The 17512-nt window shown below is 57.6% G+C and carries 16 protein-coding genes; 4 read left to right on the forward strand and 12 right to left on the reverse strand.

Annotated elements, in window-relative coordinates; genetic code table 11:
• Window position 1: 1 nt before the first annotated feature.
• The 10 genes from mnmG to BN1117_RS13655 form a co-directional block, all read right to left on the reverse strand.
• Window positions 2-1891, reverse strand: a complete 1890-nt coding sequence (gene mnmG / locus BN1117_RS13615; protein ID WP_040098306.1) for a tRNA uridine-5-carboxymethylaminomethyl(34) synthesis enzyme MnmG — start codon at window positions 1889-1891, stop codon at window positions 2-4.
• A gap of 509 nt (window positions 1892-2400) precedes the next feature.
• The gene (gene mioC, locus BN1117_RS13620) at window positions 2401-2850 is read right to left on the reverse strand and encodes an FMN-binding protein MioC (protein WP_040098207.1); all 450 of its coding nucleotides are present in this window, start codon (window positions 2848-2850) and stop codon (window positions 2401-2403) included.
• A 515-nt stretch (window positions 2851-3365) separates the two neighbouring features.
• The gene (gene mnmE / locus BN1117_RS13625; RefSeq protein WP_019445516.1) at window positions 3366-4727 is read right to left on the reverse strand and encodes a tRNA uridine-5-carboxymethylaminomethyl(34) synthesis GTPase MnmE; all 1362 of its coding nucleotides are present in this window, start codon (window positions 4725-4727) and stop codon (window positions 3366-3368) included.
• Window positions 4728-4826: 99 nt separating this feature from the next.
• Window positions 4827-6473 carry a membrane protein insertase YidC gene (yidC, locus tag BN1117_RS13630; protein WP_040098209.1) on the reverse strand — a complete coding sequence of 549 codons (1647 nt, stop codon included), beginning with the start codon at window positions 6471-6473 and terminating at the stop codon, window positions 4827-4829.
• A 5-nt stretch (window positions 6474-6478) separates the two neighbouring features.
• Window positions 6479-6727, reverse strand: coding sequence for a membrane protein insertion efficiency factor YidD (yidD, locus tag BN1117_RS19120; RefSeq protein ID WP_075116235.1), 249 nt, complete (start codon window positions 6725-6727; stop codon window positions 6479-6481).
• Entirely contained in the window at window positions 6694-7053 is a 360-nt protein-coding gene (gene rnpA, locus BN1117_RS13635; RefSeq protein WP_005342318.1) for a ribonuclease P protein component, read from the reverse strand. The genes yidD and rnpA overlap by 34 nt, the downstream gene beginning before the upstream one ends.
• On the reverse strand, window positions 7053-7187 hold the full coding sequence (gene rpmH / locus BN1117_RS13640; RefSeq protein ID WP_005307156.1) for a 50S ribosomal protein L34: 135 nt from the start codon (window positions 7185-7187) through the stop codon (window positions 7053-7055). Before rpmH ends, rnpA begins: the two co-directional genes overlap by 1 nt.
• 270 nt (window positions 7188-7457) lie before the next feature.
• A complete protein-coding gene (locus tag BN1117_RS13645; RefSeq protein ID WP_040098211.1) occupies window positions 7458-8192 on the reverse strand; it encodes an amino acid ABC transporter ATP-binding protein in 735 nt (244 codons plus the stop codon).
• Window positions 8193-8278: 86 nt separating this feature from the next.
• Window positions 8279-8944, reverse strand: a complete 666-nt coding sequence (locus tag BN1117_RS13650) for an amino acid ABC transporter permease (RefSeq protein ID WP_005342317.1) — start codon at window positions 8942-8944, stop codon at window positions 8279-8281.
• A gap of 3 nt (window positions 8945-8947) precedes the next feature.
• Window positions 8948-9706, reverse strand: coding sequence for an amino acid ABC transporter substrate-binding protein (locus BN1117_RS13655; RefSeq protein ID WP_040098213.1), 759 nt, complete (start codon window positions 9704-9706; stop codon window positions 8948-8950).
• A gap of 311 nt (window positions 9707-10017) precedes the next feature.
• Here BN1117_RS13655 and dnaA point away from each other — a divergent pair, with 311 nt between their 5' ends.
• The 4 genes from dnaA (at window position 10018) to gyrB (ending at window position 16095) form a co-directional block, all read left to right on the forward strand.
• Window positions 10018-11394, forward strand: coding sequence for a chromosomal replication initiator protein DnaA (gene dnaA / locus BN1117_RS13660; protein ID WP_040098215.1), 1377 nt, complete (start codon window positions 10018-10020; stop codon window positions 11392-11394).
• An 83-nt stretch (window positions 11395-11477) separates the two neighbouring features.
• Window positions 11478-12581 (forward strand): DNA polymerase III subunit beta, encoded by a 1104-nt coding sequence (gene dnaN / locus BN1117_RS13665; RefSeq protein ID WP_005339306.1) that lies wholly within the window; start codon window positions 11478-11480, stop codon window positions 12579-12581.
• 2 nt (window positions 12582-12583) lie between these two features.
• On the forward strand, window positions 12584-13687 hold the full coding sequence (gene recF / locus BN1117_RS13670; RefSeq protein WP_040098218.1) for a DNA replication/repair protein RecF: 1104 nt from the start codon (window positions 12584-12586) through the stop codon (window positions 13685-13687).
• The gene (gene gyrB, locus BN1117_RS13675; RefSeq protein WP_040098220.1) at window positions 13684-16095 is read left to right on the forward strand and encodes a DNA topoisomerase (ATP-hydrolyzing) subunit B; all 2412 of its coding nucleotides are present in this window, start codon (window positions 13684-13686) and stop codon (window positions 16093-16095) included. The genes recF and gyrB overlap by 4 nt, the downstream gene beginning before the upstream one ends.
• A gap of 105 nt (window positions 16096-16200) precedes the next feature.
• On the opposite strand, the gene BN1117_RS13680 is transcribed toward gyrB, so the two are convergent.
• Window positions 16201-16587, reverse strand: coding sequence for a VOC family protein (locus BN1117_RS13680; protein WP_040098221.1), 387 nt, complete (start codon window positions 16585-16587; stop codon window positions 16201-16203).
• 66 nt (window positions 16588-16653) lie between these two features.
• On the reverse strand, window positions 16654-17358 hold the full coding sequence (locus tag BN1117_RS13685) for a helix-turn-helix transcriptional regulator (RefSeq protein ID WP_040098223.1): 705 nt from the start codon (window positions 17356-17358) through the stop codon (window positions 16654-16656).
• Between the last annotated feature and the right edge of the window lie 154 nt (window positions 17359-17512).

The raw sequence follows: 17512 nt of genomic DNA on the forward strand, positions 1-17512 counted from the left end.
CTCAGGCGGTTTTACGCAGCAGGCCGTGTTTTTTCAGGTGAACCAGCAGGATGGAGATGGCCGCCGGGGTGATGCCGGAGATGCGAGAAGCCTGACCAATGGTCTGCGGCTTGGCATCGTTCAGCTTGGCTTTCACCTCGTTGGAGAGGCCGTTCACCTCGCGATAGTCCAGATCCAGCGGCAGCAGGGTGTTCTCGTTGCGCAGCTGCTTCTCCACTTCATCGTGCTGACGCTCGATGTAACCGGCGTACTTGATCTGGATCTCAACCTGTTCCGCCGCGGCAGGATCAGTCACGGAAGGGCCGACACCTTCGATGGCCATCAGCGCATCATAGGTCACCTCGGGGCGACGCAGCAGCTCTTCCAGACTCTGTTCGCGGGTCAGCGGGGTGTTGACTAGGGCGTTGACTGCCTCCAGTGACGGATGTTGCGGGTGGATCCAGGTTGAACGCATGCGCTGACGCTCCAGCTCGACCTGTTCCATCTTGGCGTTGAATTTGCTCCAGCGCTCGTCATCCACCAGACCCAGCTCACGGCCGATGGCAGTCAGGCGGATATCGGCGTTGTCTTCCCGCAGCAGCAAGCGGTATTCGGCGCGGCTGGTGAACATGCGGTAAGGCTCGCGGGTCCCCAGGGTGGAGAGATCGTCCATCATCACGCCCATGTAGGCCTGATCCCGGCGCGGGTTCCAGGGATCCTTGTCCTGGGCACGCAGGGCCGCGTTCAGGCCGGCCATCAGTCCTTGTGCCGCCGCTTCTTCGTAACCGGTCGTCCCGTTGATCTGGCCAGCGAAGAACAGGTTTGGAATGCACTTGCTCTCCATGTTGGCCTTGAGATCCCGCGGATCGAAGAAATCATATTCGATGGCATAGCCGGGGCGGGTGATGTGGGCATTTTCGAAGCCGCGTACAGAACGGACGATCTGCACCTGCACATCAAACGGCAGGCTGGTGGAGATCCCGTTCGGATAGAGTTCGTGGGTGGTCAGGCCTTCCGGCTCGACGAAGATCTGGTGCGCCGTCTTGTCGGCGAAACGAGTGATCTTGTCTTCGATCGACGGGCAGTAGCGCGGGCCGATCCCCTCAATCACCCCGGCGTACATGGGGCTGCGATCCAGGTTATTGCGGATCACATCATGGGTACGCTCGTTGGTGTGGGTGACGTAGCAGGGCACCTGACGAGGATGCTGGCTGGCATCGCCGATAAACGAGAAGACCGGACGCGGATCGTCACCATGCTGGGCCTGCATCACGGAGAAATCAACGCTGCGGGCATCGATGCGCGGCGGCGTACCGGTCTTGAGACGATCGATGCGCAGCGGCAGTTCACGCAGGCGCTGAGCCAGGGCGATCGAGGGAGGATCCCCGGCACGGCCGCCCTTGTAATTTTCCATCCCGATATGGATCAAACCGTTCAGGAAGGTACCGACCGTCAGCACCACTGTCTTGCCGCTGATGCGGATCCCGCTCTGGGTGACCACGCCGGCAACACGATCCCCGTCCATGATCAGATCGTCACAGGCTTGCTGGAAGATCTTCAGGTTCGGGTAGTTCTCCAGCATCTGACGAACGACAGCCTTGTAGAGCAGGCGATCTGCCTGGGCACGGGTGGCTCGCACCGCCGGGCCCTTGGAGGAGTTGAGGGTGCGGAACTGGATCCCGCCAAGATCAATGGCACGCGCCATGATCCCGCCAAGAGCGTCAACTTCCTTGACCAGGTGTCCCTTGCCGATCCCGCCGATCGCCGGATTACAGGACATGTGTCCCAGCGTATCGATATTGTGGGTCAGCAACAGGGTATTCATGCCCATACGGGCTGCCGCTGTTGCTGCTTCGGTTCCGGCATGACCGCCACCGACGACGATCACATCAAATTGTTCATGGTATTGCATTGGGATCACCTTGATCTGCACGCCTGAAGATCTTTATTTGCCTGGGCTAAAGGGCGGAACATTCTATCTGTTTCACGTCCTGAGGGGAACGTCTACTTAACGTTCAGTATGAAGGGAGGATCCACTAATTAGATCTTAAGGATCTTTAGATCGATCTTTTATTGGATCTCTTATTAGGATCCGCCCTTTCTGTTGATAAGCACTTTTTGATCATAAAGATCATTAATTTAAGGACGATCCTAGCTTGTGGAAAAGCTTGGATCCTGGCCTGGTGAACGAGGGGATAACCAGGTGATTTATACACAGAGGTCTGTCAGTCTGGATCTAATACATGGATAACTATAGGTTTTACAGAGCTTTACACCGTAGTTATGCACAATCTACCTGGGCGTTGTGGGTAACCTTGTAGAACAACTCCCCCCGGATCAATCTGTTAATAACATGGTGGATAGTTGATCTGGGGATAAGTGGGGAGATCAAGCTTTTTTTCAGGATCTCCCGCACGCTGATCAGGCGATCATTGTCATCCAGTCGCGGATCCACACTTCGGCGGCATCTTCGGGGATCTCGTGTTGGGTCACATCTATATCGAGTCGCTCGCCGATCCGGCTGGCACCACACTCGGCCAGCAGCCGATCCAGCGTCTTGCCACCCTGGCAAAAGGTGTCATAACTGCTGTCGCCAAGGGCGATCACGCCATATTTCAATGAATTAAGATCCGGATGCTGCTCGGCAAGATCCTTGGCGAAGGGCTGCAGGTTGTCGGGCACATCACCGGCGCCGTGGGTCGAGGTGACCACCAGCAGGATGGATCCCGCATCATCCAGCACCTCTGCCAGCTTGGCCGGGTTGTGGATCCGGGTCTGGTGGCCAGCCTGTTCCAGCAGGGTGGCAACGTGGTCTGCGACATATTCGGCGGCGCCCAGCATGGAACCGACGACGAGATTGAGTTTGGCCATTGAATGGATCCTGATTTCAGACAAAGAAATGGAAAGCAGGATTCTACCGCCAAAGGGTGTGGATAAATATGGATAAAGCTTGGGGATAATGGATCCAGTCAGATAATGCCGCCGGATCCATCCCGTTGATCTCCTCTCTGCTTCGGGGCTCTCCTTTGCTGATATCTCCGTATCGAATGATATCCCTTGTGTGAGATCATGGGCTGGTCAGGTCGTGTTTTGGTGCTCATATGAGTAACTATGAAGTTGTTATAGCCACGTTTTGGCTTTTCTCTGTGGTGATATAAGTTGCCCGGTTGCTATCGAAAACCCGGATTGGCCGAGCAAAGTGGGATTGCCTGGTTAATCCTATGCTGTGGATTTCACTTCGAAGAAGTGCCGGTTGGGTTGCTATCCACCTTGTTAGGAGGCGCTTACTTCATGTGGTGTCTTCGCTGCTTATAGGTTTGTGGATGAAGAATGGACAAAAAAGCCCGGGATGAACCCGGGCTTTTTGTTGTCTGCTGTGCGGAGAGTTACTTGCCGATGCAGAAGCTGGAGAAGATGCGGCCCAGCAGATCGTCTGAGCTGAATTCACCGGTGATCTCGGAGAGGGACTCCTGCGCCAGGCGCAGCTCTTCGGCTACCAGTTCGCCAGCCACGAACACTTCCAGCTGCTCCTTGGCCACCAGCAGCCGCTCGGCGGCGCGCTCCAGCGCATCCAGATGACGGCGGCGGGCCATAAAGCCCCCTTCGGTGTTGCCCTGGAAGCCCATGCAGGCTTTCAGGTGCTCGCGCAGGGCGGGCAGCCCCAGCTCGGTCTTGGCGGAGATGCGGTAGACGGCATGGCCCTGCTCCTGGCTCGGAGCCAGATCCTCGCCGGTCAGGTCGGCTTTGTTGCGAATGACGGTGAGGCCGATGTTTTTTGGCAACCGATCAACAAATTCTGGCCAGATCTCCCGCGGGTCAACCGCGTCTGTGGTGGTGCCATCCACCATAAACAGCACCCGATCGGCCTGTTCTATCTCGGCCCAGGCGCGTTCGATACCGATCTGTTCCACCTTGTCCTGGGTGTCGCGCAGACCGGCGGTGTCGATGATGTGCAGCGGCATGCCATCGAGATGGATATGCTCGCGCAATACGTCGCGGGTGGTGCCAGCAATCTCGGTGACGATGGCCGACTCGCGGCCCGCCAGGGCATTGAGCAGGCTCGATTTGCCGGCGTTGGGGCGACCGGCGATCACCACCTTCATCCCTTCCCGCAGCAGGGCGCCCTGTTTGGCTTCCCCGCGCACGTCGTCCAGCTCGGACATGATGGCGTAGAGATCCCCCGCCACCTTGCCGTCGGAGAGGAAGTCGATCTCCTCGTCCGGGAAGTCGATGGCCGCTTCCACATAGATGCGCAGCCGGATCAGGCTCTCCACCAGTTGCTGGATTTTGCTGGAGAACTGCCCCTGCAGGGAGTGCATGGCGCTGCGGGCGGCCTGCTCGCTGGAGGCTTCGATAAGGTCCGCGATGGCTTCGGCCTGGGCCAGATCCAGCTTGTCGTTGATGAAGGCGCGCTCGCTGAACTCGCCGGGGCGGGCAGGGCGAATGCCATCGATTTTCAGAATGCGGCGGATCAGCATGTCCATGATGACGGGACCGCCGTGGCCCTGCAGCTCCAGCACATCCTCGCCGGTGAAGCTGTTGGGGGCTTTGAACAGCAGGGCGATGCCCTGATCCAGTACCTGGCCTTGCTCATCCTTGAACGGCAGATATTCGGCGTAGCGCACCCGCGGGAGCTTGCCGAGCACTATCCCGGCGACCTGTTCGGCGGCGGGGCCGGAGACCCGGACTATGCCGACGCCACCACGGCCTGGGGCGGTGGCCTGGGCCACGATCGTATCTGTTGTCATCTTGCTTGGCTCGTTTGTTCGCTGATAGGAAAACGTAGTGGGGACATTGTAATAAAAAAGGCGGCCCGAAGGCCGCCTCTTTTGTTATCAGGGGGAAGATCAGGTGCGTGAATGCAGCCCTTTCTTCTCCAGCTGACGATAGATAATGGTCTGCTGGATGATGGAGATAACGTTACTCACCAGCCAGTAGAGAGTCAGACCAGCCGGGAACCAGAGGAACATGAAAGTGAAGATGATAGGCATGAACTGCATCACTTTCTGCTGCATCGGATCGGTAATGGTGTTCGGGCTCATCTTCTGCAGGTACCACATGGAGGCACCCATCAGGATTGGCAGTACGAAGAAGGGGTCCTTCACTGACAAGTCGGTGATCCACAGGGTGAACGGTGCGTGACGCAGCTCAACGGATTCCATCAGTGCCCAGTAGAGAGCGATGAAGATCGGCATCTGAACCAGGATCGGCAGGCAGCCACCCAGCGGGTTGACCTTCTCTTTCTTGTACAGCTCCATCATGCCCTGAGACATCTTCTGGCGGTCATCGCCGAAGCGCTCGCGCAGGGCTGCAATCTTGGGTTGCAGCATGCGCATCTTGGCCATGGAGGTGTACTGGGCCTTGGTCAGCGGGAACATGATGCCGCGCACCAGCAGGGTCAGCATGATGATGGCCAGACCCCAGTTCTGGACGAAACCGTGGAACACGGTCAGCAGCCAGTGCAGCGGTTGGGCGATGAACCACAGCCAGCCGTAGTCGACGGTCAGATCGAGGTGGTTTGCCACCTTGGCCATCTGGTCTTGCAGTTTGGGACCGACCCACAGCTTGCTGGTTACTTCGGCCTGTTGGCCGGCAGCGACATCAACCAAGGGCGCTTTGTAACCGATGATGGCCTGGCCTTTACCCGGGAGCACGCGGCTGTAGAAACTGTTGGTGTCGCCTTCATTCGGAGCCCACGCAGAGACGAAGTAGTGCTGCAGCATAGCGACCCAACCACCCTGGGTGGTCTTGTTCAGGTCGGCATCCTTCATATCATCGAAGGTGTACTTCTTGTAGCGGGTATCTTCAGTGGAGAAGGCACCACCACGGTAAGCGCTGGCTACCATGGCATGACCTTCCTGATCCTTCGGTGTGGCTACGGTCTGCTTCAGCTGACCATAGAACTGCACCTGAACCGGCTCGGCAGATTTGTTGTCGATCTTGTAGTCGACGCCAACAGCATAGTCACCACGCTTGAGGATGAACTCCTTGGTGAAGACAACGCCCTTGCTGTCGGTCCAGGTCATCGGAACGACGACTTGATCCTGACCATCGGCCAGCTGATAGCTGGTCTGGGCGGCTTCATAGGTAGGACGACCTTCGGCCTGACTGTCCGGACCGTTGCGACCCACCAGACCGCTCTGGGCGATATAGAGGTGCTCAGGCTTGCTGGTCAGCAGCACGAACGGTTGGTCCTTGCCCTCTTCCAGTTTGTGAGACAGCAGTTCGGCAGAGACGATGTCACCACCCTGGGTATCCAGGGTCAGCTTCAGCACGTCGGAGGAGACGGTAATCAGCTTGCGTGCGGCAGTCGCATTGGCTTGCTCGGAAACCTGAGGAATATCACCGGATTGACCGGCTTCAGGTACGAAATGTTCGGCTTGGGCCACGGTCGTCGGGGCCGGCTTCGGAGCCTTGTCGGACTCCCACTGTTGCCAGAGCAAAAAGCTCACGAACAGCAAACCGATCAGGAGTAGATTGCGTTGTGATTCCATAGTTTTCAGTTTCTTCGCTTTGGTTGCGGAACCGGGTCATAACCACCCTCGGATAAGGGATGGCATTTTAATAGACGTTTGCTGGCTAACCAAACGCCTTTTATGAAACCGTGAAGTCGGATGGCTTCTATCGCAAATTGGGAACAAGTTGGAGTAAAACGGCAGCGCGGCCCCAGCAGGGGGCTAATGATTAGCTGATACAGGCGTATCAGTTTGATAGCTACCCATTGCAACGGCGTGACAGGGTGCGCCATAGCTTTTCCAGTAACTTGAACAGTTCCTCGTTATCCATCTCTTTCACACCGGCCTTGGCGATCACCACGATGTCGATAGCGGGCAGCTGATGTTGTTTGAGGCGGAAACTTTCCCGAACCACCCGCTTGACACGGTTACGCCAAACGGCACGCTTGAGTGCTTTTTTGGGCACAGCGAGACCAAGACGAGGATGTTCGAGCGAATTGGGAGAGGCGAGAAGAGTGATCTGCGGAGAGGCGGCCCGGACAGGCTCGGCGAAAACGCGTTTGAAGTGTTCGGGAGTTAACAGACGTAACTCCCGAGAGAAGGTGTGCTGGGTAGGCATTAGACTACCAGGCGGGCACGACCCTTGGCACGACGAGCGGCCAGAACTTTACGACCGTTGGCAGTTGCCATGCGGGCGCGGAAACCGTGAGAGCGCTTGCGCTTCAGGTTGGACGGTTGAAAAGTACGTTTCATGATTCGATTCCGTATTTCTGTACAGTTTTGATTGTCACACTTAGCCGACGCGCCAGCTATAGCGTGTGACGACTAGCAAAAGAGGCCGAATTCTAAACAGAGTTCGGCTTTTAGTCAATCCGCCGTTCCCTCTCATCCTGCCATGGTCTTGAACAGGCCACTGCCGAGTGTGAGGATCCAGAGGATCAAGGGCTCCGGATTATACTGGCAACCCGGGGTTAAACAAGGGATCCCTCAATAAAAAAGGCGGCCAGGCCGCCAAAGAGAGAGCTATTTAAGGACTTTACGCAAGAACTCCCGGGTACGGGGATCCTTGGGATCGACCAATATCTGATCTGGTGGGCCCTGCTCGACGATCCGGCCCCCTTCCATGAAGATCACCCGATCGGCAACATCACGGGCAAATTCAATCTCATGGGTCACCACCACCATGGTCTGGTGTTGGCGAGCCAGCTTTTTCATCAACCCGAGTACTTCATCGACCCACTCGGGATCGAGGGCCGAGGTGGGTTCGTCGAACAGGATCACCTTGGAGTGGGCGGCCATGGCGCGGCCAATGCCGATCCGCTGCTGCTGGCCGCCGGAGAGCGACGCCGGATAGGCATCCCGCTTGTCGGCAAGACCAATGTCCTTGAGGATGCCGAGCGCTGTGGCGCGGGCCTCGGCTTTTGGTTGCTTCCAGACGGTGATCAGCCCTTCGGCGATGTTGTCGAGCGCCGTCTTGTTGGCAAACAGGGCGTAGTTCTGGAACACGAAGGAGGCCCGCTTGCGCAGCTCGATCGCCTGCTGTTCGCTGGCCTTGGCCAGATTCAGCTCGAGATCGTCGATGGCCAGAGTGCCCGCATCCGGTGTCTCCAGCAGGTTCAGGCAGCGCAACAGGGTCGATTTTCCGGTGCCGGAGGGGCCGATGATGACGACAATTTCCCCCTTTTTGACCTCCAGATCGATGCCGTTGAGTACCTGATTGCCGTGATATGCCTTGGAGAGGCCGGTTAGCTTGATCATGAACGCCCTCCTTTAATAGGCGTAGTGTTAAAACGGACTTCTGGCGTGCATTGCAAGCGGGTCAGTTGCTTTGTCATGGCAAACCCCTAATAGGCACGGTTGAGACGAATTTCCAGCAGATGCTGCAAGCGGGTAAAGAAGATCACCACTACCCAATAGATCAGCGCCACCGCCATAAAGCTCTCGAAGAACTTGAAGGAGGAGGAGGCTTCCATCTGCGCTTTGCCCATGATCTCGGCCACTCCCAGGGTGAAGGCCAGCGAGGTGCTCTTGATCATGTCGATGAAGTAGTTCATCAGCGACGGAGTGGCGATACGGGCCGCCTGCGGCAGGATGATCCGCTGCATCGCCTGATAACGGCTCATGCCGATACTGAGCGCCGCTTCCATCTGGCTTTTGTGAATGCCGAGGATGGCTGCGCGGATCGACTCGGCCATATAGGCGGCGAAGTGCAGGGTCAGACCGACGATGGCGGCAGTAAAGGCATCCATCCCCACGAAGATTGGGAACAGCTGCGGCAGTCCGTAGTAGAGCAGGAACAGCTGAACGAGTAGCGGTGTACCCCGAAAGAACGAGATATAGAGCATGGCCAGCCAGTGAATCGCGGGGACGCGAAACACCCGTACTATCGCCAGGGCCAGCGAGAGTACGAGTGCCAGCACGAATCCCCACAGGGCCATCTCCATCGTGGTGCCCAGATATTTGAGCAGGATGGGAAACAGCCCAAGCGTGTATTCGAGGTCAAATTCCATAATTTATTTGTCGGTGATGTCGGAAGCGAACCATTTCTCGGAGATCTGACGCAGGGAGCCATCCTTGCGCATGGCGGTCAGGGCCTCGTCGACCTTCTGCAGCACCGCCTGTTTCTCCGGGGTCTTCAGGAAGGGCAGGGCGTTCTCGATGGTCTCGAACGGTGCACCAGCCTGTTGCAGCGGCAGCTTGGACTCTTTGATCAGCTGGGCGGTAGAGACACGATCCATCACGAAGGCGTCGATGCGACCCAGGGCGACATCCTGCTCGAAGGCGGAGTCATAGGTGCGGATATCGATCTTCTTGTTCGGGTCATTCTTGCGCAGCAGCTCTTCGAAGTTGGAACCCAGGTTCACGGCAACCTTCTTGCCTTCCAGATCCTTGATGCCGTGGATGGTGCTGTTGCCCTTGCGCACTACGATCTGTGCGCCGTCATAGACGTAAGGCTGGGAGAAGTCGTACTTCGCCTTGCGCTCGTCGGTGATGGTGATCTGGTTGGAGATGGTGTCGATGCGGCCGGTTTCCAGCATGCCAAACAGGCCGGAGAAGCTGGCGGTCACGAATTCGACCTTGTAGCCGGTACGCTCGCCGATCTGGTTCCACATATCTACTTCAAAGCCTTGCAGCTTGTCCTGCTTGACGAAGGTGAACGGGAAATATTTGCCAGACATGCCGACCTTGATGGTCTCCTGGGCGATAGCCTGACCGGACAGGGTGGCGAGCAGGATGGCTGCGCCGGAAATCAGTTTGATGGATGTTTTCATGGTGTTTCTCTCTCTCAATGTCTTGTATTTGTAGTTGTAATAACTGCTTTGGCCCGGATGTTATGGGAATAAAATTTAAAAAATAAATGACATTTGGTTATATGAAATAACAGGAGAGAAGCACGGGATCGCCCCATCCGGACGGTGGATCAAGCTGTGGGTAACTTTGGGGATGAAATCCGATCCAAAGGCGCTGGATCCTTGAAAGTCAAGGATCTTATTTGCTGGATCCACCAGGCGATGGCTGGAGATCCGGCGGCTAAAAACGTAGAATAGCCGGTCTTTAGTTAATCAATCGACAGGAGTTTAGAGTGACTGCTTCGCTATGGCAGCAGTGCCTTAACCGGCTGCAAGATGAATTGCCCTCGGCAGAATTCAGCATGTGGATCCGGCCGCTTCAAGCGGAGTTGAGTGACAATACTCTGACCCTGTATGCCCCGAATCGCTTCGTTCTGGATTGGGTACGGGACAAGTACCTCATTCGGGTGAACGGCATCATCAACGAACTCTGCGGGGTTGACGGCCCCGCCCTGCGTTTTGATATCGGCAATCGTCCCCACCCGGTTACCGTTGCTGCAAGCAGAGCGCCAGCACAGGGTGCCGCGCCTGTGAATAACTTGCAGAAGAGCTGGGAAAGCAAGGCTGAAACCAAGCCCGAGCCGAACCACAAGAGCAACACCAACGTGAACTATACCTTCGAGAATTTCGTCGAGGGTAAGTCCAACCAGTTGGCGCGTGCGGCTGCCCGTCAGGTAGCGGACAATCCGGGTGGTGCTTACAACCCGCTGTTCCTCTATGGCGGCACCGGCCTGGGTAAAACCCACCTGCTGCACGCCGTTGGCAATGCCATCAAGGAGAGTAAAAAAGATGCCAAAGTCATCTATATGCACTCCGAGCGGTTTGTTCAGGACATGGTGAAAGCGCTGCAAAACAACGCCATTGAAGAGTTCAAGCGTTACTACCGCAGCGTCGATGCCCTGCTCATCGATGACATCCAGTTCTTCGCCAACAAGGAGCGCTCCCAGGAGGAGTTCTTCCATACCTTCAATGCCTTGCTGGAAGGTAACCAGCAGATCATCCTCACCTCGGATCGCTATCCGAAGGAGATCAACGGTGTCGAGGATCGCCTCAAGTCCCGCTTCGGCTGGGGCCTGACCGTGGCGATCGAACCGCCGGAGCTGGAGACCCGCGTCGCGATCCTGATGCGCAAGGCAGACGAGAACCAGATCCATCTGCCGGACGAAGTGGCCTTCTTCATCGCCAAACGTCTGCGATCCAACGTCCGTGAACTGGAAGGCGCCCTCAACCGGGTTATCGCCAACGCCAACTTCACCGGTCGTGCCATCAACATCGATTTCGTGCGCGAAGCGCTGCGCGACCTGTTGGCACTGCAGGAGAAGCTGGTCACCATCGACAATATCCAGAAGACGGTGGCGGAGTACTACAAGATCAAGCTGGCGGATCTGCTCTCCAAGCGTCGTTCCCGCTCCGTTGCCCGTCCTCGCCAGCTGGCGATGGCACTGGCCAAGGAGCTGACCAACCACAGTTTGCCGGAGATAGGTGATGCCTTTGGTGGCCGTGACCACACTACCGTTCTTCATGCCTGCCGCAAGATTGAGCAGCTGAAGGAGGAGAGTCACGACATCAAGGAGGACTATTCCAACCTGATCCGTACCCTTTCTTCCTGATAACGGAATCGAGTGGACAGATGCAGCGCGAATATTCCAACCTGATCCGAATCTTTTCCTCCTAATCACAACGGAGAGCACAGATGCAGCTCGAAATTAGCCGTGAGGCCCTGTTACGTCCTCTGCAACTGGTGTCCGGCGCCCTCGGCGGCCGACCGACCCTGCCGATCCTCGGCAACGTGCTGCTTGATGTCAGCAACGGTCTGCTGTCACTGACCGGTACCGATCTCGAAGTAGAGATGATCGGTCAGGTCTATCTGAACGGGGCCAGCGAAGATGGCCGCACCACAGTACCGGCGCGCAAGCTGCTGGATATCTGCCGTGGTCTGCCGGAAGGCGCCGAGATCCGTCTCAATACCGAAGGTGAGCGCCTGATCATCCGCTCCGGTCGTTCCCGCTTCAACCTCTCGACCCTGCCGGCAACCGAGTATCCGAACATCGAGGATTGGGAATCCGTGCTCGAGTTCGATATCAGCCAGCTGGAGCTGAAGAAGCTGATCGATGCGACCCAGTTCTCTATGGCCAGCCAGGACGTGCGTTACTACCTGAACGGCATGCTGTTCGAGAGCGAAGGTCACGGTCTGCGCACCGTGGCGACCGACGGTCACCGTCTGGCTACCTGCCGCCGCGAGGTAGTAGGGGAATCGCTGCCCGATCATCAGGTTATCCTGCCGCGCAAAGGGGTACTGGAGCTGGTGCGTCTGCTGGAAGCGGAAGACAAGCCGGTACGGCTGCAGATCGGTCGCAGCAACCTGCGTGCTGCGCTGGACGGCTTCATCTTCACCTCCAAGCTGGTGGATGGCCGCTTCCCGGACTGGCGCCGCGTCATTCCGCGCAACAGCGACAAGGCGCTCATCGCCGGCCGTGAGGATCTGCGTCAGGCGTTTGCCCGCGCCGCCATCCTCTCCAACGAGAAATTCCGTGGGGTGCGTCTCAATCTGCAGGAAAACCTGCTGCGCATCACCGCCAACAACCCGGAACAGGAAGAAGCCGAAGAGCTGCTTGACGTACAATATGCCGCTGGCGAGATGGAGATCGGCTTTAACGTCTCTTATGTGCTCGACGTGCTGAATACGTTAAAATGTGACCAAATTCGGATTAGCCTGAGCGATTCCATCAGCAGTGCCATTATTGAGGATTTTGAACATCAGGATGCTCAGTACGTGGTGATGCCGATGCGGATCTAGTCGTGTCCCTGGTCAAACTCCAGCTCAGCGACTTTCGCAATATCCAGCAAGCCAGTCTCAAGCTGTCGCCCGGCCTCAACATTCTGGTCGGGTGCAATGGCAGCGGCAAGACCAGCGTGCTGGAAGCCATTCACTACCTTGGTCTGGGGCGCTCCTTTCGCACTCATTTGACCGGGCGGGTCATCCGCCAGGGGGAGAGGGCTTTTACCCTGTTTGCCCAGTGCGAACTGGAGGGGCGTCAGGTACCGATCGGTCTTGCCAAAGAGAAGAGTGGCGAGACCCAGCTCAAGATTGCCGGGGCGCAGGCCCAGCGGCTGGCCGATTTGGCGGAGCTGTTGCCGGTGCAGCTGATCCATCCAGATGGCTTCAACCTGCTGACGGGCGGGCCTCAGGCTCGCCGCGCCTGGCTCGATTGGGGCGTTTTCCATCAGGAGCCGACCTTCTTTGCCCTCTGGGGGCGAGTGCGGCGGCTGCTGAAACAGCGCAATGCGCTGTTGCGCCAGAGCACCCAGTACCGCCAGCTGGCGTTCTGGGATCAGGAGCTGGTGCGGCTGGGTGGTGAGTTGGCCGAGTTTCGCGCCAGTTATTGTCAGGCCATTACGCCCCTGATCAAGGAGATGACGGCGGATTTTCTGCCGGAATTCGATATCAGTCTCGGCTTTTACCGGGGCTGGGAGAAAGACACTCCCCTCGGCGATCTGCTGGAGGCGGGGTTTGAGCGGGATCGGGCGCTGGGCTATACCGGTGTCGGTCCACAGAAAGCCGATGTGCGCCTCAAGGCGAACGGGGTACCCGCTCAGGATATTTTGTCCCGGGGTCAGCTGAAGTTGCTGGTCTGCGCCATGCGACTGGCCCAAGGGCTCTATTTGAATCAACATAGCAGCCGTGGCTGTATTTTTTTAATTGACGATTTTGCCTCTGAACTGGATGTCGAGAAGCGCCGCTTGCTGGCCGCAAGGCTGAAGCAGTGTGCGTCCCAGGTGTTTATCACTGCCATCGACACCGGTCAGCTCGCAGACATGATGGATGCGAATGACTGCAAGTTGTTCCACGTGGAACAGGGTAAAATCTCCGAAACGTTAGAGAAGGCAGAGAGTAAGCTATGAGTGAAAATACTTACGACTCCTCGAATATCAAGGTGCTGAAGGGCCTGGATGCGGTCCGCAAGCGCCCGGGGATGTATATCGGCGATACGGATGATGGCTCGGGTCTGCACCACATGGTGTTCGAGGTCGTCGATAACTCCATTGACGAGGCGCTCGCTGGCTACTGCTCCGATATTCTGGTCAAGATCCATTCCGACGGTTCTGTCTCTGTGCGTGACAATGGCCGGGGTATCCCGGTAGACATGCACGAGGAGGAGGGCCGCTCCGCCGCAGAGGTCATCATGACCGTGCTGCACGCTGGCGGTAAGTTTGATGACAACTCCTACAAGGTATCCGGTGGCCTGCATGGCGTGGGTGTCTCTGTTGTTAACGCCCTCTCTGACAAGTTGTTGCTGACCATTCGTCGTAACGGCCACGTCTACGAGCAGACCTATCATCTGGGTGAGCCGCAGGCACCGCTCAAGCAGATTGGCGATGCCACCACCACCGGCACCGAGGTCCGCTTCTGGCCGAGCCCGGCCATCTTCAGCGATACCCTGTTCCACTACGAGATCCTGGCCAAGCGTCTGCGCGAGCTCTCCTTCCTCAACTCCGGTGTCTCTATCCGTCTGATGGATGAGCGTGATGGCCGCGAGGCGCATTTCTGCTACGAGGGTGGCATCAAGGCATTCGTTGAATACCTGAACCAGAACAAAACCCCGATCCACCCGAAGGTGTTCCATTTCACCACCGAGCAGGATGGTATTGGCGTTGAAGTGGCCATGCAGTGGAACGACGCCTATCAGGAAGGGGTCTACTGCTTCACCAACAACATCCCGCAGCGGGATGGCGGTACTCACCTCGTTGGTTTCCGTACCGCGCTGACCCGTACTCTGAACTCCTATATGGACAAAGAGGACTACAGCAAGAAGGCCAAGTCTGCCGCCAGTGGCGACGACGTACGTGAAGGTCTGATTGCCGTTATCTCCGTCAAGGTGCCGGATCCCAAATTCTCCTCCCAGACCAAGGACAAGCTGGTCTCTTCCGAAGTGAAGACTGCAGTTGAACAGGCGATGGGTGAGAAGCTGGCTGACTTCCTGCTGGAGAACCCGGGCGATGCCAAGATCGTGGTCAACAAGATCATCGATGCGGCCCGTGCCCGTGAAGCGGCCCGCAAGGCCCGTGAACTGACTCGCCGCAAAGGCGCGCTGGATATCGCCGGTCTGCCCGGCAAGCTGGCTGACTGTCAGGAAAAAGACCCGGCGCTCTCCGAACTCTACATAGTGGAGGGTGACTCTGCGGGTGGTTCCGCCAAGCAGGGTCGCAACCGTAAGAACCAGGCTATCCTGCCGCTCAAGGGTAAAATCCTGAACGTGGAGAAGGCCCGTTTCGACAAGATGATCTCCTCGCAAGAGGTGGGCACTCTGATCACCGCACTGGGCTGCGGTATCGGTCGTGACGAGTACAACCCGGACAAGCTGCGTTATCACAACATCATCATCATGACCGATGCGGACGTCGATGGTGCGCACATCCGAACCCTGCTGCTGACCTTCTTCTATCGTCAGATGCCGGAAATCATCGAACGTGGCTACGTCTATATCGCCCAGCCGCCGCTCTACAAAGTGAAGAAGGGCAAGCAGGAGCAGTACCTGAAAGACGAAGACGCGCTGCTGCAGTACCAGACCGCCATGGCGCTGGATGGTGCGACCCTGCACGTCAACGAATCTGCCCCGGCCATCGGTGGCGAGGCACTGGAGCGTCTGGTCAACCAGCACCGCTCGGTGACTCACCTGATCACCCGCATGTCTCGTCGTGCGCCGGAAGCCGTGCTGACCCAGCTGATCTATCAGCCGGAGTTGAACGAAGCGCTGCTGAACAGCGAGAGCGATCTGCTGGCCTGGTGTCAGGGTATGGAAGCCGTGCTCAACGAGAGCAACCAGGGTATCCAGTACCAGATCCAGGTTCGTCGTGACGAAGAGCGCAGCCTGTTTGTGCCGCACGCCGTGGTACGTCAGCACGGGGTCGACCGGGAATATCCGCTCAGCTACGACTTCCTGCAATCCTCCGAGTACCGTCAGCTGGTCTCGCTGGGCAAGGAGATCGCCAACCTGATCGAGGAGGGCGGTTACATCAAGCGCGGCGAGAAGGTCAAACCGGTCGCCAGCTTCGTGGAAGCCGTCGAGTGGTTGATGGGCGAAGGCAAACGCGGCATCTACATCCAGCGCTATAAAGGGCTGGGTGAGATGAACCCGGACCAGTTGTGGGAAACCACCATGGATCCGGAAGCCCGCCGCATGCTGCGCGTCACCATCGACGATGCCGTCGGTGCCGACCAGCTCTTCTCCACCCTGATGGGTGATGCCGTTGAGCCCCGTCGCGACTTTATCGAGACCAACGCCCTGCGCGTAGCCAACCTCGACGTCTAATCGACGCAGTCAGACAGTAAAAAAGCCGCTCCCTGTGAGCGGCTTTTTGTTTTTCTGGCCACGTTCCACGTGAAACATGAAACGCTTGGTGTTGATGGTTCTAACTCAGCCCAGTTCTGGTGCTAGGCAGTAGAGTCGCAGGCGATGGCCATCCGGATCGAGGGCCATGCAGGTGTAGCCAAACTCCATCTTGGTCGGCGCCTGGATCAGGGTGAGCCCGCGCGCAAGCCATTCGGCAGACAGGCGATCGACGGCTTCATCATCAGGGAGGGAGAAGGCCAGCTCCATCGCTCCGGCTGTTTGGGTCACTGCGGGCTCGACTGTGGCGCTAGACCAGAGTGCCAGTTTGGCGCCCGATTCGAACACGAACATGGCAAAGGTGGTGGACTGTTCTACCGGCGGTCGACCAAGTAGATCCTGATAGAAGAGGGTACTGCGAGCCGTATTAGAGACATAAAGAATAGTGAACGGTGGGACTGAGACTGACAACATGGTGATGCTCCTTGCTGGTGAGATGGCGCATCGGCGCCGACACCCTCAGCATGGCGTTACCAGCTGTCAGTTCCTGTCAGCAATGAATTTCGGTTGCGGGATCTGCTGGGTGGTGCGCCACTCCTTCAGCAGGCTCTCGCGGCTTTTTGGATAGCGGCAATCTTGCGGCTGCATCCGGGTGATGCGATCGACCCGAAAGTGGCGAAAACCCTGACGCAGTTCGCACCAGGCCACCAGTACCCGCACCTGTTCGAAGTAGCCGAGGGCAAAGGGCCAGACGGTGCGCTCAGAGGCCTCATCCTTGAGGTCACGATAACTCAAGGTCACCTTGCGTTGCTGGCGGATGGCGCTGCGCAGCGGGGCTTCATCGGTGAGGCTGTCGCTGCGGGAGGTGCCGATCAGCAGGGCATTGCTCTGGAGCTGCTGGCGATAGTCGGCGGGCAGCACGGCTTCTATCTTGGCCAGCGCACTGCTGGCCGATGCACTCAAGGCTCCGTCACCGTGGGCGACGACCCAGCGCGACCCCAGCACCAGCGCATCCAGCTCCTCTTCGCTGAACATCAGTGGCGGCAGCATGAAGCCGGGACGCAGCACATAGCCGATCCCCGGTTCGCCCTCGATATGGGCACCTTGTGCCTGCAGGGTGGCGATATCCCGATAGAGGGTGCGCAGGCTGATGCCAAGCTTGCTGGCCAGTTCTGTGCCAGTGATGGCGTAGCGGTGGCCGCGCAGCAGCTGGAGCAGGGCCAGCAGGCGTTCGGAACGGGACATGATGTGGATCCTCCAGATGTCCGGTCAGGGTGCCATGTTTGTGGCCGAGGGAGAAAGGCAAATATGGATAAAGCTGGCCAACAGTCAACTTGAAGATTTTTCGAACAAGCCCCTTGAAAGGAAAAAGTGAGCCCCTATATAGGTAACAAGGCCG

Source organism: Aeromonas australiensis (assembly GCF_000819725.1).
In the GTDB taxonomy this organism is placed as follows: domain Bacteria; phylum Pseudomonadota; class Gammaproteobacteria; order Enterobacterales; family Aeromonadaceae; genus Aeromonas; species Aeromonas australiensis.